The sequence below is a fragment of the Niallia alba genome (genome assembly GCF_012933555.1).
GTDB lineage: Bacteria > Bacillota > Bacilli > Bacillales > Cytobacillaceae > Niallia > Niallia alba.
The window spans coordinates 2,657,476-2,673,553 of record NZ_JABBPK010000001.1; the positions used below are offsets into that span (position 1 = coordinate 2,657,476).

The window sequence follows — 16,078 nt, forward strand, 5'->3', positions numbered from 1 at the left end:
TTGGAAATAATAAAAATACATTTTATTGTATTTAGATATAAGGCTTCAAAGTAAATCTCCTATGTCAAACATGAGCAAATACATCATAAAGGAGACAACAATGAGTACGAAAGGGAAATTAGGATTAGGGGTATTAATATCCTTAGTCGTTGGAAATATGGTTGGATCAGGAATCTTTATGCTTCCTCGTTCATTAGCAGAAGTAGCAAGTCCAGCTGGGGTAATCCTTGCTTGGCTATTAACAGGTTTCGGTGTGTTAGTTACCGCATTAGTATTTGGTAATTTGGCGATTCGCAAGCCAAATTTAACCGGCGGTCCACAAATTTATGCAAAAGAGCTATTTAAACCAGGATCAAAGAAATCGACTTTAGCTGGTTTTATGTCTACATGGGGCTACTGGATCGGAAACCTTGCTGGTAATATCGCTATTATTACTACTTTTGCCGGCTATTTATCAACCTTTTTCCCCGTTTTAACAAGTGAAGCAGTTTTACTAGATGTTGGTTCTTTCACATTATATGTAGGAAATGCGTTAACCTTCCTTGTGTGTACAATCTTATTGTGGGGAACTCATTTCATCATCTTAAACGGATTAGAAAATGCCGGCAGATTGAACATATTGGCTACTTCTGCCAAAGTAATTGGATTTATGTTATTTATTATCATTGCTTTATTCGCTTTTGAGAAAAGTAACATCCTTCCGTTTGTGGAACCGAAAATAAATGCAGCTGGAAACTCTGTTGGACTATTTGGACAAATTAACAGTGCAGCAATTACAACTTTATGGGCATTTATCGGTGTGGAGTCTGCCGTTGTATTTGCTTCGAGAGCAAAAAAACAATCAGATGTGAAAAAAGCAACGATTTTTGGTTTGTTAATTGCTTTAGCGATTTACATTGGAATCAGCACACTTGTAATGGGAATTCTGTCACAAGATCAGTTAATTGCTTCTCAAAAACCTTTAATTGATGCGATTGAAGCTGTATTAGGACCAATTGCTGGTAAAGTACTTGCAGCGATCGGCTTAATTAGTTTATTTGGGTCGACAATTGGTTGGATTATGTTAAGCGCAGAAGTACCTTATGCAGCCGCAAAACAAGGTATATTCATTCCTGCCTTCTTAAAAGAAAATAAAAAGGGAATACCAACATTCTCTTTAATTGTTACCAATCTTTTAGGACAATTATTTATTTTCTCCACTATTTCAAGAAGTATTTCGCAGGCATTTGATTTTGTTATTTATATTGCAACACTAAGTTATCTTGTTCCTTATTTAATCTCGTCTTTCTTCCAATTAAAATTGGTTATCTCTGGTGAAACATATGACTCTCTAAAAGCGAGAAGAGTAGACTTTGTTATTGGATTGATTGCATCCATTTATTCTATTTGGGTGATTATTGCAGGAACTGCTGATATTAAGACGTTTAGTTTCGGGGTATTATTACTATTAAGCGGAATTCTTTTCTATAACAAAGTAAATAGAGGTAAAGAAAAAAAGTCCTTTTAAAAGAAACCTTCCATTAATCAGGGATTACTTCATCTCCGACTGATGGTTAGTTGTACTTTTCGAACCTTTACAAGATAGTATAAGTGGGTTAAATAATACAAATTAAAAAGTGGACAAATATATCCCGATAAAGTAAACGGTTATAGTTTACTTTACCGGGATTTTTTTGAAATGGATTATGCTATAGTGATTCATTCACCGTACTATCATCCCATTCCACCTCATGCTCTTTTGCAAGTTTTTCTAATTCATTAATGTACTGACGAATCAATTTGCGTGCTTCCTCAAGCATGGAATTCGCTTCTTCTACAAGAGCGATATCCTGTGTTTCTAGCGCTGTAAGTATTTTTACAAAGGCATTATACTGTATATCAGCGCCCTCTATATATATTTCATGTATTTCTCTTAATTCCTCTGTTTCCACTTTTACCCGATTCAATTCTTTAATAAATTCATTATAATTCGGGATTACAGTAGTTTGGATTGTATCATACATCGTCCAGTCATCCGAATAATGAATTCCAGAAACGGAATCATACGCGGATACCGCTTTAACCTCTAATTCAAAGGCCGTTTTCATATCTTCATTGATATATTGAACTAAATCTTCTTTCACTGGATCTGCTGAACAAGCTGTAAACAGAAGCAGAAAGGGAATTAAGAAAATATTAATAACTTTTTTCACTACTTCACCTCCTTCTCCTTACTGTATGAAGGAGTGGAAGTCCACTATGAAACCTAAATGAAAAGGATAAGCCTAATTTTAAAAATCTATCTTGCATCGCAAAATACTATATGCTAATATTAAAGAAATCAAACTATCTTGTATTGCAAAATACTAACTATGTTGTATAACCATATAGTTAGAAAGAAAGGATACTTTCCGATGTCAAAAAGTCAAATGTTAAAGGGAGTTTTGGAAGGATGCTTGCTCGCGATTATTTCCAAAGGGGAGATTTATGGCTATGAAATGATTGAAAAATTAGAGGCTTATGGATTTACGATGATCAGTGAAGGAAGTATCTATCCAGTCCTATTACGGATGAAAAAAGAAGAGCTTGTGACAGTTGAAACAAAAGCATCTCCATCTGGTCCAAAGCGTAAGTATTATTCTCTTACCGATAAAGGGGAAGAAGTTTTAGCTGAATTTGCTGACACTTGGACAGAGCTTGCAACAAGTGTGCATTGTTTATTAAAAGAGATAAAGGAGGAGAAATAAATGAAACTATCGAGAGAAGCAGCAGCATTTATTGACAACCTACATCTATATTTACTTTCTTCTGGTAAGAAAGATAAAGAAATTAACGAGATTGTCGAAGAATTAACCGATCATTTACGAGAAGCAGAAGCAAATGGGAAGAATATCCATGAGGTAACAGGAGAATCCCCAAAAGAATATATGGAGAGCTTAGCTAGCGAAATGCAGACAGATCTCAAGGAATGGGGGAAACTTTTACCGCATGTATTCATTTGTTTAATTGCATACACGCTTATCGGAAAAATTATCCTAGGTGAAAATCAAATTTCCTTATTTGTTGGTATCGGTTCAATATTTATCTGTTTATTCATGCTTGGTTTGTATGTTGTCGTTTTTCGATTTATTTCTTCAAGAAGTGTATCCAACAAAAAGACATTCGGCTTGTTGTTTCTTATACAAATATTATTGACAGGGCTATTTTTTGGATTGACGTTTTATGGAAATAATTATGGACCCATTTTTATGATGGATACTTTAGCCAAACAAACCATTTTCTTTATTATACCATTTGCTTATATATGCTGGTTTGCATGGTGGAGTAAAACATGGATTATATTTTTCCCAGTGATTATATACCTTCCAATAGTCATAGTAGAACCTCTTTCTTTTTCTAAAGAAACAAAGTCCATTATATCTTCTGCTACTTTGATAGCAATCATGTTAGGATATTTTATTTGGATAATTTGGAAAGGGAAACAGGAGAAAAAGACAACCTAATATACCATTAAGCATATCTAGAAAAAGATATGCTTTTTTCGAAAAAATGATTGAATATTAATTCATAATAATGTATAAATATTATTATGAAGATACGGATATAAAGGGGAAAATATTATCATGGATTATCTAATTACGGAAGAACTACCATCATTCTCTCAATTTGCCCGATTACATGAGGACAGCGGCTTATTAAAAAATAAAAAAGGTAATTATACACGTGAACAATTATATGAAGCAGCTAAGAATAGCTGGTATTCTATCTCCATCTATAATGATCAAAAGCTAATCGCTTTTGGTCGGATGATTTCTGATGGTGTATATCAATCATTAATTTGTGATGTCATGGTTCACCCAGACGAACAAGGAAACGGACTAGGAAAACAAGTTATTGAGAAACTAATTTATAAATGTAAAGAATCAGGTATCCAATCAATCCAATTATTTTCTGCTAAAGGTAAGCATCCTTTTTATAAAAAATTAGGCTTTGCAGAAAGAGAACATGATGCACCTGGTATGTCTCTGCTTCTTTAAGAACCACATGATAAAAATGTGGTTCTTTATTATTTACTATGCATACCCATTCTTTAATCTGGAAAAACTAGTGAAGTACATAAAAAGGAGGTATGCAAGTTAATGAAAGATGAGCAAAGGCACAATCAACACCAAGAAGATGAATTAACGAATCGCCAAGGCCACCCTGTTACAAACAACCAGAATGTTAGGACAGTTGGAAGCCGCGGGCCAACTACACTGGAAAATTATGATTTTCTCGAAAAAATAAGTCATTTTGACAGAGAAAAAATTCCGGAAAGAATCGTTCATGCGCGAGGCGCTGGGGCGCATGGCTATTTTGAAAGCTATGGTACTGTTGGAGATGAGCCAATTTCCAAGTACACTCGGGCTAAACTTTTTCAAGAAAAAGGGAAGAAAACGCCTTTATTTGTCCGTTTTTCTACAGTGGTACATGGATTACATTCTCCTGAAACTTTAAGAGATCCTCGAGGATTTGCCATTAAGTTTTACACGGAAGATGGAAATTGGGATTTAGTTGGCAATAACCTTAAGATATTCTTTATTCGTGATCCTTTAAAATTCCCTGATATGGTCCATTCTTTTCGACCAGATCCTGTCACAAACCTTTCGGATCCAGAAAGAATGTTTGATTTTCTGTCTCAATCTCCTGAATCAATGCATATGATTACTTTTTTATTCTCCCCATGGGGTATCCCTGCAAGCTATCGCCATATGCAAGGTTCTGGTGTGCATGCTTATAAATGGGTAAATGAAGAAGGAAAAGCTGTATTGGTAAAATATCATTGGGAGCCGAAACAAGGAATAAAAAATTTAACCCAAAAAGAAGCGGATAAAATCCAAGCGATGAATTATAGCCATGCCACGCAAGATTTATATGAAGCTATTGAAAATGGCGATTACCCTGAATGGGAATTATTCGTACAAATCATGGAGGATGACGAGCATCCTGAGCTGGATTATGATCCACTTGATCCAACAAAATTATGGTATAAAGAAGATTCCCCTTGGCTACCTGTAGGTAAAATGGTTCTCAATAAAAATCCAGAAAACTATTTTGTGGAAGTAGAGCAGTCCGCATTCGGTACAGGTGTTCTTGTTGATGGATTAGACTTCTCAGATGATAAACTATTACAAGGGAGAACCTTTTCTTACTCTGATACACAAAGATACCGCGTTGGCTCCAATTATTTACAATTACCAATTAACCGACCAAAGAAACATGTTGCAACAAATCAAGAAGGGGGTCAAATGGACTTCCGAACTGAATTTGGCAAACACCAAAACCCACATATAAATTATGAACCGTCAACGATTGGTGGATTAAAAGAAGCGAAAAACCCTGGTAAAGAACATGAGCCTTATGTCGAAGGGAAATTACAGCGAGAATCAATTTCTCGCGAAAATAACTTTGGCCAAGCTGGAGAAACATACCGAAGATTTACTGATTTTGAAAGAGAGGAACTGATTTCCAATCTTTCCAATGCTTTAGCAAACTGCCGAAAAGAAATTCAAGAGATTATGATTGAAAACTGTACAAAATGTGATCCGGATTACGGAAAAAGAATCGCAGAAGGCATTAAAAAAGTATTGAAATCCAATCAAGATAAAATGGAGAAAGCAGTAGGTGAAGCAGAAAGCATGTCTCATCCTTCTGATCCATATTGATTTTCTTTTAAAATAGGCTACCCAAGGTTGGGTGGTCTTTTTTATGAATGTAGTGGTGAGGCTTTGTCTGATATCCAAGTTGTGTTGGCTGATATATCGGAATTTTGGCTGATATCCAAGTTGTGTTGGCTGATATATCGGAATTTTGGCTGATATCCAAGCAGTGTTGGCTGATATATCGAAATTTTGGCTGATATCCAAGCAGTATTGGCTGATATATCGGAATTTTGGCTGATATCCAAGCTATTTTGGCTGATATATCAAAATTTTGGCTGATATCCAAGCAGTATTGGCTGATATATCGGAATTTTGGCTGATATCCAAGCTATTTTGGCTGATATACCGGAATAAAACCCTACTACTACTCGTAAATCACCACTTTTATCCCATTCTAAGCACTCATCCAGCTTAAAATCTAATCTTAAAACTCTACCACACAATTTCTACAACTAATATCCTAATTATTGACATGGTAGATAAAATATGATATTTAATTAATATATTAGCACTCAAGACTCTTAAGTGCTAATATTATTACATAGTAATCAAACAGAAAGGGTGCGGAAAATGATCGAAACAAAAGAATTTAAAGCGGAATCGAAACGATTATTAGAAATGATGATTAACTCTATTTATTCTCAAAAAGAAGTTTTCCTACGAGAATTGATTTCTAATGCGAGTGATGCGATTGACAAGATTTATTATAAAGCCTTAACAGATGACACTATTAATTTTGAAAAAGATAATTATTTTATTAAAATTAAAGCAGATAAAGAAAATCGTACATTAACTATTTCTGATACTGGTATTGGGATGACGAAGGAAGAGTTAGAAACGAACTTAGGTACGATTGCGAAGAGTGGTTCCTTATCCTTTAAAATGGAAAATGAAGCAAAAGATGGACATGACATTATTGGTCAATTCGGTGTTGGCTTCTATGCTGCATTTATGGTAGCAGATGAAGTAACAGTGATTACAAAATCATTAAATAGCGATACTTCCTATAAATGGTTCTCTAAAGGCGCGGATGGATATACAATTGAAGAAACAGATAAAGACACAATTGGTACAGATATCATCCTTAAAATGAAAGATAATACAGAAGACGATCAGTATGATGAATTTCTTGAGGAATATCGTTTAAAAACAATTATTAAAAAATACTCTGATTTTATTCGTTATCCAATTAAAATGGATGTGACTTCTAGCAAATTAAAAGAGGGCACAGAAAATGAATATGAGGAAATCATAGAAGAACAAATCATCAACAGTATGGTTCCAATTTGGAGAAAGAATAAGAGCGAATTAACAGAAGAAGACTACCAAAATTTCTATGAAGAAAAACGCTATGGCTATGATAAACCATTAAAGCATATTCATGTTAGTGTAGATGGGGCTATTCGTTATAACGCGATTTTATATATTCCGGAAAAAACACCGTTCGATTATTATTCGAAAGAGTACGAAAAGGGACTAGAGCTCTATTCAAATGGTGTCTTAATTATGGAAAAATGCGGTGACTTGCTACCAGATTACTTTAGCTTTGTGAAAGGTATGGTCGATTCTGAAGATTTATCGCTTAATATTTCTAGAGAAATGCTGCAGCAAGATCGCCAGTTAAAACGTATTGAAAAGAACTTAACAAAGAAAATCAAAAGTCAACTCCTTAGCCTTCTGAAGGATGAAAGGGAAAAATACGAATCCTTCTATCAATCATTCGGAAGACAAATCAAATTCGGTGTCTATAATGATTTTGGAATGAATAAAGAGATGCTTCAGGATTTACTATTATTCTATTCATCTAAAGAAAAAAAATTAGTATCGTTAGATGAATATGTAGAAAGAATGCCAGAAGATCAAAAATTCATTTATTATGCAACTGGTGATTCTATCGATCGTATAGAGAAGCTTCCACAAACAGAATTAGTAGCAGATAAAGGCTATGAAATTCTGTATTTAACTGATGACATTGATGAATTTGCAATTAAAATGATTGCTACTTATAAAGAGAAAGAGTTTAAATCTGTATCTAGCGGTGATTTAGGTCTTGACCAAGAAGAAGAAAAAGAGGAAAAAGAAGTAACGGAAGAAAATAAAGCATTATTCGATTATATGAAGGACATTCTTTCCGATAAAGTAAAAAACGTAAAAGTTTCCACACGCTTAAAATCACATCCTGTTTGCTTAACAGCTGAAGGGGAAGTTTCGATTGAAATGGAAAAGGTCCTAAGCATGATGCCAGATAATCAAAACATTAAAGCAGATAAAGTCTTAGAAATTAACAAAAACCATGAAATTTTCCAATCATTAAAAGATGCGTTTGAAAATGATAAAGATAAAGTAACGCTCTACACAAATCTTCTCTATAACCAAGCATTGTTAATTGAAGGGTTATCGATTGAAGATCCAGTTGAATTCACCAATAATATGTGTAAACTGATGAAATAACAAAATCAAAGCCGCTCTATTCACAGAGCGGCTTTTCCAATTCAAAAACATCTTCTTTCTTATTTAATTAATGTTTTACTATTTAAAACGAAACCGCTATACTTATAAAAAAACAATCAGAGATGGGGAACAATACTATGGCAGAATTAAAAGGAATAGAGACTTTGACGATTGAAAAAGATTCCTTTGTCATTCACCCAACCCTTATATGGGATGAAAAACAAACATTGTTAATCGATACTGGAATGCCAGGTTATATGGAAGAAATAAATCTTGTCATGGATAAAGCAAATAAATCTTTGGAAGATTTAACTGGAATTTTGATAACACACCAAGATATTAATCATATTGGAAGCCTGCCAGAAATATTAACTGCCTGTACGCAACACTTAACAATCTATGCACATAAAGAAGAAATTCCATATATAGAGGGTGATTTACCATTATTAAAAACAAATCCTGCTAAATTCACTGAAGAACAATGGGAGGAATTATCAGATTTCTTAAAATTCACTTATCTCCATCCCCCAAAAGCACAGGTTACTGTTTCATTAGAAGATGCTCAAACCTTAGATATTAATGGCGGGATAGAAATTATTCATACTCCGGGCCATACCCCAGGTCATATTAGTTTATTTCATAAAAAATCAGGTACTTTAATTGCTGGGGATACCTTACTTGCTACAAATGGGCATCTTCAGCCTCCTAATCCGGTAAGTACGCCAGATATGGAACTTGCGATTCAATCAATAGAAAAATTTTTAGCGTATCCTATTAAACAAGTAGTATGCTATCATGGCGGTATTGTTACTGAAAATGTAATGGAACAATTACAAAGTCTAGTAAAAACAAAAGCTAGCTAACTAAGATGGGCAATTGGAGGTTTTTCCTCAACCTATTATAAATAAGTTGAGGAAATTCTTTTTTAAATGGCTGTTTTCGTAAAGTTTGTTGCGATTACCCGCAGCCGGAATTCACTTCGCTTTCCATGGGACTAAGCTTGAGCCTGCTCAGTATCATCACTCCGGGGTCTCAGACTGTCTCGCTAATCCCCGTGGTGTCTTCGTGTATTCCTGCTGCTCCAATTTTCCTATTAATTCTTTTTTCCTATTGAAAAAACAACAATCCTTTAGAAAACAGCCCTTTAAATATAATCATTTTAGCAAAATATATTATAAAAAGAATTGAATTCCCCGCATTCCAAAATAACCGCCAAAAAGCACCAAAATTAGGCCTGAAATTCTGCTCACAAAAGTAATTAATTGTTCAGAGACAACATTTCGGAAAAAACTAGCTAAAATGGATACCGTTAGATCCCAAATGGCTACACCAAATAACATACAGCCAGTATAGAGAAGAACAGTGCTTGTACTAAAATTATGTATGGTTGAAGCTAAGATAGAACCGTATATACCTAACCAAAAAATTATAGATAAAGGATTCATGATACTCATAAGCAAACCGGTGATAAATGAGCGAAACATAGAATTATTATCTTTACTACTTCGCGAGATTGTATTCGTTTTTGTCATGACGCCTTCGATTCCAGTGTAAATGAGGACAAATGCACCAAATAGCCATAAAAATGTTTGAACGATTGGGATATTTGCTAATTTTGCAACTCCAAAGTATACAAGAATAATAAAGAATACATCACCCAACAGAGATCCTAGCGAGAGAATCCAAGCATGGCGAAACCCATATCTAAGTCCTCTATTTATAACAGCAGCATTTACAGGACCAATAGGCGCTGCTAGTGACAAACCTAAGGCAATATAATACAAAATACTATCCATCAAAGAGCCCCCTAATATAACGTCTATATTAAAGGTATTCAGAAGGGGAAGCATGTACCGTATGAGTAAAATGTTTGTGGGAGAATAAATATCCTTTTTGTCTAGTTGGGGGACGAGTCCCCCAACTAGACAAAAAGGCCACCAAGCGAAAGCGCGGTAGCTGGAAAAAATTAAGTATTAAAAAAGAGAGCTTCCTTTTGTAAAGTAGAGTTTGACTAGAAAACTACGAAAAGGAGAGGCTCTCATGAATCAATGTAACATAAAAATGCCATCATTAAAAGAATTGGAAAAAACTTTATTTCGAACACTACAAATGACGTTTCAAGAAATCCTTATTCAAACGTTAGAAAATTGGGATCAAGAGATTGCCAAGCAACGAGACAAAAGAAGATTTGCTTTACGTGATAAACGAGAAATACGATTAGATACAGCGTTTGGAGCTGTGGAGCTGAAGCGTAATTATTATTTTGATCGTGTGACTAAAAAATATATTTGTCTATTAGATCACTATTTACAGTTTCAGGGGAATAAGGGATTTAGTCCGCTACTAGAAGAATGGGGGTTAGAACTAGCGACGAATGGCTCCTCCTATCGAAAGGCGGTGGAAACGTTCGAACAATTTTTAGGCTATTCGGCGATGAGCCACGAAGCATTACGGCAACATCTTCTTCAAACAAGCGTACTTCCCGCTAAGGAAAAACGCCCTTTTCAAAAGGTATTGTTTGTCGAAGTAGATGGATTATATGTGAAGAGTCAAGAAAAGAAAAAGCGTGGATGGGAGTTGAAATTCGCCGCTGTACACGAGGGATGGAAAGAAAACGGAAAGCGAATCAGGCTCCGAAATAAAAGGCATTTTCTTTATGAAGGAAAAGAACCCTTTTGGGAAGCCTTTGAAACGTTCTTACAGAATCATTATGCGTATGATCCTACCCAAACCTTGCTTATTATTAATGGTGATGGAGCAGGCTGGATAACGGCATGTCGGGAGTATTTTCGGGAACGCGCCTTTTTCACCATGGATCGTTTTCATGTCGCTCGTTCGATGAAGCAACTAATGAAGAGCCATCCTCGATACCGCTACATGAAAAGAGCGTTAAGAAACTACCAGGTAGAAACATTACTTCTAGAGTTGAATAGCGCAGTAGGAACAATGGATACACCAGAAAAAGAAGAAAAACTAGAGCATTTCCTTGCCTTTTTAACGCATCATCAGGAAACCATAAAAGATTACCGTAGTTGGTTACAGGAAAAAGGTGTGGACACGACAGCGTATCGTCCAATGGGAAGTGCAGAGGCGATGATGAATCAATTAGCCAAACGATTAAAGAATGGAAGAGCATGGAGCAAAAAAGGAGTCATGAGCATGGCGCGCTTGTGGATTGGATTGAAGGATGACCTATCCATCCAAACGATATATGGGAAATGGGAAAAAGCCACGGAAAAATCAAAGAAAGAGCATCGAGCGAAAAGAAAAATACCCACAAAATTAGTAACAGAAACCGTGCGTCAGAACATGCCATACTTAAATCAAGCGATTGGAAAACCCGTTCACTTTGCCTTACAGGGATTAAAAGGTTTTTAAAAAATGAGAGAATCAACAGTTGGAAGAACAAAACCAATTGGAAAGCGGATACAAACTTAGAGGTTTTACTTTATAAAAAAGGGAGCTAAAAAAACTCCCACAAAAACTTGACTCAATCGCATGTACCACATATTTAGCAAACTTTTTTAAATATCGGTTATAATGTCATATGAAAGCAAAATTAAATAGCACACATTTCTCTTGATTTCAAAGCAATCTTTTAATAATAGACTAATAATGATATAATAGTTAAATAATAGAAAATACAGAAAATACCCATTTGCCTATATAATTATTCTTTAGTAGGAGACTTAACTATGAATGGTAGGAAAGATAATGATATGCCATCTCTTGATTTTTTTCAGATGCTAGTAGAGCAGGTTAGTGACTGGATTTGGCAAATAAATGAACATTGGGAATTTACGTATTCCAATTCGATAGTAGAAGAAACATTAGGGTATTCAGCTAATGAACTACTTGGAAAATCAGTGTTTTTATTTATTAAAACCGATGAAGTCGAAACTTTAAAAGCAATTATTTCAACTGCTAAGGAGAAGAATAGCAGCTTACATAATCTTGATTTTACGATGATTCATCGGGATGGTTATGACGTATTTATTGAGGCCAATGCAAAGCCCGTACTAAATGAGAAGAACAAAACAATCGGATATAGAGGTATAAACCGTGACATTACCTTATGGAAGAAGAATCAAGTGCGTCAACAACAATTGCTAGATATCATTGAAGCTTCTCCTGATTTTATTGCAACAGCTGATAGCAATGGAAATACGACCTATTTAAATCCCTCAGCTAGAAACTTTCTAGGTATTCCAGAGGGAGTTGAAAATCTTCAATCTGTTAATGCACAACTATGGACGAATAAGTTTGTAGAACATAATGAAAATGAACTTTCTAAAGAGAAAAGTATATGGAAGGGAGAAAATACCCTTTTTAACTCATTTGGAAAACAAATACCTGTATCCCAAACAATCGTAAGTCATAAAGCAAGCCATCAAAATGTTCATTTCCTCTCAACTATCGCAAGAGATATTTCAGAAAGAAAGGCTTATGAAACAATTATAAAGCGGCAAGCATTATATGATTCCTTGACAGAGCTACCTAATCGACGTTATTTATATAAAACCCTTTCTAATTTATTGGAGGACAGAGACGAGATACATACATTTGCCTTGCTATTCATCGATATTGATGATTTCAAACAAATTAATGATACACTTGGACACAAATATGGGGATCGAGCTCTAAAGCTAATCGCTTCAAGAATGAAAGGTTCAGTAAGAGAACAAGATTTCCTTTGTCGTTTAGGAGGAGACGAATTTATTCTTCTAATAGAAGGCATGAACACAGAACAAGAGTTAGAAAATTACGCTCAAAGGCTAGTGGCTATTTTCAGTCACCCGCTTAGAATGGATAATAAACTTTATTCGATTACATGCAGTATCGGAATTAGCATCTATCCAAATCATGGAAAAGATGTAGAAACATTAATGCAAAATGCTGATAAGATTATGTATCATATGAAGAAAACGGGAAAAAACGGTTTTCAAATTACACATACAAATTAAAAAAGATTCATAGGCATTTGCCTATGAATCTTTTTTTATAAGACTATATACCTAAAGTGGTAAATCAATTTTGAAACGAGCACTTTCAAATAGCATAAATCTATTGTTTTAAAGCATGTTTTCAACTATATTCATATAATAAAAGTTGCATAATTATCCCAACTTGTCTAACTATTGAAGGATTTTGTAGAATATGATCGAAAAAAATTAAAAAAGAATGTATAATAGATACTTAGGAAAGTGGATTCTGAAAGAGGGAGGATCTTTAAAATGGAATGGACATTAGCCATTTTGTTTATTGCAGCAGCCATTTTGCTCATTACTTCCGTTATAAAAGCAAAACAAACGTCAAAATCAGAACAACGTGAAATAGATGTAATTCACCTTTCTGTGATGGAAGAAATAGCACAGTTGCAAAAACAAATACGCAATCTTGAGTTAGACATAGAAATTATGGAAAAAGAAGCAGGCGTTCAGCTAGCTTCCAAAGACCGCACTGTTTTAAGAGAAGTACTTGACTTGCATAGACGAAAGTATTCAGTTGAAACTATTGCCGCTCAAAAGAAGCTTACTCAAGCTGAAGTAGAAGAGATGTTAGCTCCTTACTTACTTGCAAAAGAGGAAAGGAGAAGTGTTTTACAATGAAACCAACAATAATTACAAGTTTCGCAGCTGGATTACTTTTAGCAACTTCTGTTAGTGGAATTGTCTATTTTTCTACTAAAGATGATTCTGTTAATGCAGAAGAAAATAACAATGTCGAAAAGGTAGAAAAAGTGGATGGCGATGTAGCCAACACACCAACTGTGGAAGAAATGAAAGAAATTTTAACGAGCAGCGGCTATGTTGTTCAAACATCTGAGGAAGCCAAACAAAAAGAAGAAGAGCTAAAAAAACAAGCATCTGAATCTAATTCTTCTGATGAAAAGAAAGATGATAATAAAGAAGAAGAGAAAAAAGAGGAAGTAAAAACAATTACTATTCGAGTTACAAGCGGTATGACTAGCTATGATGTTGGAAGTATTTTAAATGAAGAGAAGTTTATTAAAGAAACGCCACTACAATTCTCACAAAAAGTAGAGAAAAAAGGGGTAGCGAATTATTTAAAACTTGGATCGTTTAAAATCAAAAGCGATATGTCGACCGATGATATTATTTCCACTATCTTCAAAAAGCAAAGCTGATAAAAAGCTTGTCCAAAAGGGGTTTACTCTATTGGACAAGCTTTTTTATTTTTGGTTAAAACACAATCTTCTGTTTTCTACTTCCTATATAGATTGTTTCCCCATACCATTTCATACAAGCTTCATAATCTATATGGAAAGGGGAATGAATAATGCAAAAGAAAAGAAGCAAAAAAAATACAATTAAAATTTGCCTGCCTGGTGGTTATCGCTATTGTGGACCAGGATGCAGTGGACCTGGTGCTCCAATAAACTATGTTGATTCCTGCTGCCACAGACATGATCAATGTGTAGAAGCGTACGGATCTTGTCGCTATTGTGATGAAAGATTACTACGCTGTGTTCAATCAAAGATAAGGGAACGTAATCAAGAAGGAAAGACCGCCAGATTAATTAATGACTTTATGCGATTTCGACTTGAAATTAATGGTGGATGGAGACGCAATCGATAATAACTTTCTGTGAACCCTAATATACTTAAGATAGTGTATCTCCAAATAAAGGAGGCAGGAAATGAACTCATTCTATTTTACGGAAGAATCTAAAGAAAAGCGGGAGCAAAGAGTAACATTAAGAACGCTTTTCTTTGGCGGGTTACTTGTTGTTTCCAGTTTGTATGTAACAATCCCTTTATTAAACGCTTTAATGGCTACATACAAAATCCAACCTCTTCACAGTGGTTGGAGCAGCAGTATATTTTCTTTTTGCTATGCGGTAGGATTAATTTTCTTTGGATTGCTGTCAGTCAAAGTGCAGCGATATCATCTTTTTTTAGTATGCTTTATCGGAATGACTTTCATTACACCATTCATTTCTCTATCTCCTAATTATGTACTTTTTCTTATTTTTAGAGGAATACAAGGCTTTATCGCTGCTTCTTTTGCTCCTAACGCACTCGGATTTGCTTTGGAGTGGTTTCCAGTTGAAAAAAAGGTGCTTGCTATAGCATGGATCAATACCGGATTCTTGCTTGCTGGAATCATTGGGCCATTTATTAGTAGTTCCGTTCTTAACTTATGGAATTGGCAAGCAGTATTTATTGTTTTTGGAATTCTCTATTTCCTCATGCTGATTTTTATTTTTTATCATTTGCCAAAGACCAGCAATCATCAAATACAAGTGGAAAACCAAAATATTATTTTACAAATGAAAGAACTACTCGCGAAAAAGCACATTTACCTCTGCTATTGGATAACAGCAACATTACTGTTTTCCTATGTTTCCTTCTCTACATTCATCGATCCCTTTCTTAAAGAACAGGCATTTACGCCAACAACAATTTTCAATCTAAAATTAGTTGGAATGATCGGCGTCTTTTTTACACTCGCATCTAATTTTTTGATCAAACTTTATGGTAAGCAACTCGTTTTGCGATCAGGCCTATTAATTGCCATTTTCTCTATTTGCATCTTAGCCTTTTTAGGTTCTAAGTGGTTAATCGGCATCGCGATTATTTTATTTATCGGAGGAATCTCTGTGTCCATTCCTGCGAATATAGCGCTTATCCAAGAATGGGGAGGTAAACACAAGAACTTAGCTATTACCTGCTATACCGTTATTTTATTTATAGGGGCTTCCATTGCCCCCGTATTTTCCATTTACTTAATAGAAAAGGTTACAATAAGTGTTGGAATGATCGTGCTAAGTGCAATCCTTTTAAGTTCATTTACTAGTTCTTTATTTATCCGTCCAAGAACTTCTTCCAAACAATTAAAAAAGAGAGATAAAATCTAGGCTGCTTTTCGTAAAGTTTGTTGTGATCTTGTGTTGATCAACTAATAAAGAGAAGCATCAAGTA

General features: G+C 34.8%; 15 protein-coding genes. 13 read left to right on the top strand and 2 right to left on the bottom strand.

Annotation, left to right across the window (positions count from 1 at the left end):
* The first annotated feature begins 100 nt into the window (after positions 1 to 100).
* Positions 101 to 1,507: an amino acid permease gene (locus HHU08_RS12710; RefSeq protein WP_169188609.1), complete on the top strand. Its 1,407-nt coding sequence runs from the start codon at positions 101 to 103 to the stop codon at positions 1,505 to 1,507.
* Positions 1,508 to 1,688: 181 nt separating this feature from the next.
* Here HHU08_RS12710 and HHU08_RS12715 read toward each other — a convergent pair whose 3' ends face one another.
* Positions 1,689 to 2,192 carry a hypothetical protein gene (locus HHU08_RS12715; protein ID WP_169188610.1) on the bottom strand — a complete coding sequence of 168 codons (504 nt, stop codon included), beginning with the start codon at positions 2,190 to 2,192 and terminating at the stop codon, positions 1,689 to 1,691.
* A 201-nt stretch (positions 2,193 to 2,393) separates the two neighbouring features.
* Between HHU08_RS12715 and HHU08_RS12720 the strand changes: the two genes are divergently transcribed.
* The 6 genes from HHU08_RS12720 (at position 2,394) to HHU08_RS12750 (ending at position 8,995) form a co-directional block, all read left to right on the top strand.
* Positions 2,394 to 2,726: a PadR family transcriptional regulator gene (locus tag HHU08_RS12720; RefSeq protein WP_101731144.1), complete on the top strand. Its 333-nt coding sequence runs from the start codon at positions 2,394 to 2,396 to the stop codon at positions 2,724 to 2,726.
* Positions 2,727 to 3,482 (top strand): DUF1129 family protein, encoded by a 756-nt coding sequence (locus HHU08_RS12725; RefSeq protein WP_169188611.1) that lies wholly within the window; start codon positions 2,727 to 2,729, stop codon positions 3,480 to 3,482.
* Positions 3,483 to 3,602: 120 nt separating this feature from the next.
* On the top strand, positions 3,603 to 4,016 hold the full coding sequence (locus HHU08_RS12730; RefSeq protein ID WP_169188612.1) for a GNAT family N-acetyltransferase: 414 nt from the start codon (positions 3,603 to 3,605) through the stop codon (positions 4,014 to 4,016).
* A 102-nt stretch (positions 4,017 to 4,118) separates the two neighbouring features.
* Positions 4,119 to 5,684 (top strand): catalase, encoded by a 1,566-nt coding sequence (locus tag HHU08_RS12735; protein WP_169188613.1) that lies wholly within the window; start codon positions 4,119 to 4,121, stop codon positions 5,682 to 5,684.
* 570 nt (positions 5,685 to 6,254) lie between these two features.
* The gene (htpG, locus tag HHU08_RS12745; RefSeq protein ID WP_101731393.1) at positions 6,255 to 8,132 is read left to right on the top strand and encodes a molecular chaperone HtpG; all 1,878 of its coding nucleotides are present in this window, start codon (positions 6,255 to 6,257) and stop codon (positions 8,130 to 8,132) included.
* 137 nt (positions 8,133 to 8,269) lie between these two features.
* Complete coding sequence (locus tag HHU08_RS12750) at positions 8,270 to 8,995, top strand: MBL fold metallo-hydrolase (protein WP_016203709.1); 726 nt, start codon at positions 8,270 to 8,272, stop codon at positions 8,993 to 8,995.
* A 309-nt stretch (positions 8,996 to 9,304) separates the two neighbouring features.
* On the opposite strand, the gene HHU08_RS12755 is transcribed toward HHU08_RS12750, so the two are convergent.
* Complete coding sequence (locus HHU08_RS12755; RefSeq protein ID WP_101731140.1) at positions 9,305 to 9,928, bottom strand: LysE family translocator; 624 nt, start codon at positions 9,926 to 9,928, stop codon at positions 9,305 to 9,307.
* 244 nt (positions 9,929 to 10,172) lie between these two features.
* Here HHU08_RS12755 and HHU08_RS12760 point away from each other — a divergent pair, with 244 nt between their 5' ends.
* The 6 genes from HHU08_RS12760 (at position 10,173) to HHU08_RS12785 (ending at position 16,014) form a co-directional block, all read left to right on the top strand.
* On the top strand, positions 10,173 to 11,510 hold the full coding sequence (locus HHU08_RS12760; protein WP_169188335.1) for an ISLre2 family transposase: 1,338 nt from the start codon (positions 10,173 to 10,175) through the stop codon (positions 11,508 to 11,510).
* A gap of 317 nt (positions 11,511 to 11,827) precedes the next feature.
* Positions 11,828 to 13,096, top strand: a complete 1,269-nt coding sequence (locus tag HHU08_RS12765) for a sensor domain-containing protein (RefSeq protein WP_016203707.1) — start codon at positions 11,828 to 11,830, stop codon at positions 13,094 to 13,096.
* Positions 13,097 to 13,366: 270 nt separating this feature from the next.
* A complete protein-coding gene (locus tag HHU08_RS12770) occupies positions 13,367 to 13,741 on the top strand; it encodes a hypothetical protein (protein WP_016203706.1) in 375 nt (124 codons plus the stop codon).
* On the top strand, positions 13,738 to 14,280 hold the full coding sequence (locus HHU08_RS12775; RefSeq protein WP_016203705.1) for an aminodeoxychorismate lyase: 543 nt from the start codon (positions 13,738 to 13,740) through the stop codon (positions 14,278 to 14,280). Before HHU08_RS12770 ends, HHU08_RS12775 begins: the two co-directional genes overlap by 4 nt.
* A gap of 152 nt (positions 14,281 to 14,432) precedes the next feature.
* Complete coding sequence (locus tag HHU08_RS12780; RefSeq protein WP_016203704.1) at positions 14,433 to 14,732, top strand: hypothetical protein; 300 nt, start codon at positions 14,433 to 14,435, stop codon at positions 14,730 to 14,732.
* Positions 14,733 to 14,793: 61 nt separating this feature from the next.
* Positions 14,794 to 16,014 carry an MFS transporter gene (locus HHU08_RS12785; RefSeq protein ID WP_169188615.1) on the top strand — a complete coding sequence of 407 codons (1,221 nt, stop codon included), beginning with the start codon at positions 14,794 to 14,796 and terminating at the stop codon, positions 16,012 to 16,014.
* Positions 16,015 to 16,078: the final 64 nt, after the last annotated feature.

Excerpts from the sequence above, each read along its gene's own strand:
- HHU08_RS12770 (WP_016203706.1), top strand. The coding sequence starts at position 13,367 with ATGGAATGGACATTAGCCATTTTGTTTATTGCAGCAGCCATTTTGCTC.
- HHU08_RS12735 (WP_169188613.1), top strand. The coding sequence starts at position 4,119 with ATGAAAGATGAGCAAAGGCACAATCAACACCAAGAAGATGAATTAACG.
- HHU08_RS12785 (WP_169188615.1), top strand. The coding sequence starts at position 14,794 with ATGAACTCATTCTATTTTACGGAAGAATCTAAAGAAAAGCGGGAGCAA.
- HHU08_RS12780 (WP_016203704.1), top strand. The coding sequence starts at position 14,433 with ATGCAAAAGAAAAGAAGCAAAAAAAATACAATTAAAATTTGCCTGCCT.
- HHU08_RS12730 (WP_169188612.1), top strand. The coding sequence starts at position 3,603 with ATGGATTATCTAATTACGGAAGAACTACCATCATTCTCTCAATTTGCC.
- HHU08_RS12750 (WP_016203709.1), top strand. The coding sequence starts at position 8,270 with ATGGCAGAATTAAAAGGAATAGAGACTTTGACGATTGAAAAAGATTCC.
- HHU08_RS12720 (WP_101731144.1), top strand. The coding sequence starts at position 2,394 with ATGTCAAAAAGTCAAATGTTAAAGGGAGTTTTGGAAGGATGCTTGCTC.
- HHU08_RS12765 (WP_016203707.1), top strand. The coding sequence starts at position 11,828 with ATGAATGGTAGGAAAGATAATGATATGCCATCTCTTGATTTTTTTCAG.
- HHU08_RS12725 (WP_169188611.1), top strand. The coding sequence starts at position 2,727 with ATGAAACTATCGAGAGAAGCAGCAGCATTTATTGACAACCTACATCTA.
- HHU08_RS12775 (WP_016203705.1), top strand. The coding sequence starts at position 13,738 with ATGAAACCAACAATAATTACAAGTTTCGCAGCTGGATTACTTTTAGCA.
- HHU08_RS12755 (WP_101731140.1), bottom strand. The coding sequence starts at position 9,928 with ATGGATAGTATTTTGTATTATATTGCCTTAGGTTTGTCACTAGCAGCG.
- HHU08_RS12760 (WP_169188335.1), top strand. The coding sequence starts at position 10,173 with ATGAATCAATGTAACATAAAAATGCCATCATTAAAAGAATTGGAAAAA.
- HHU08_RS12710 (WP_169188609.1), top strand. The coding sequence starts at position 101 with ATGAGTACGAAAGGGAAATTAGGATTAGGGGTATTAATATCCTTAGTC.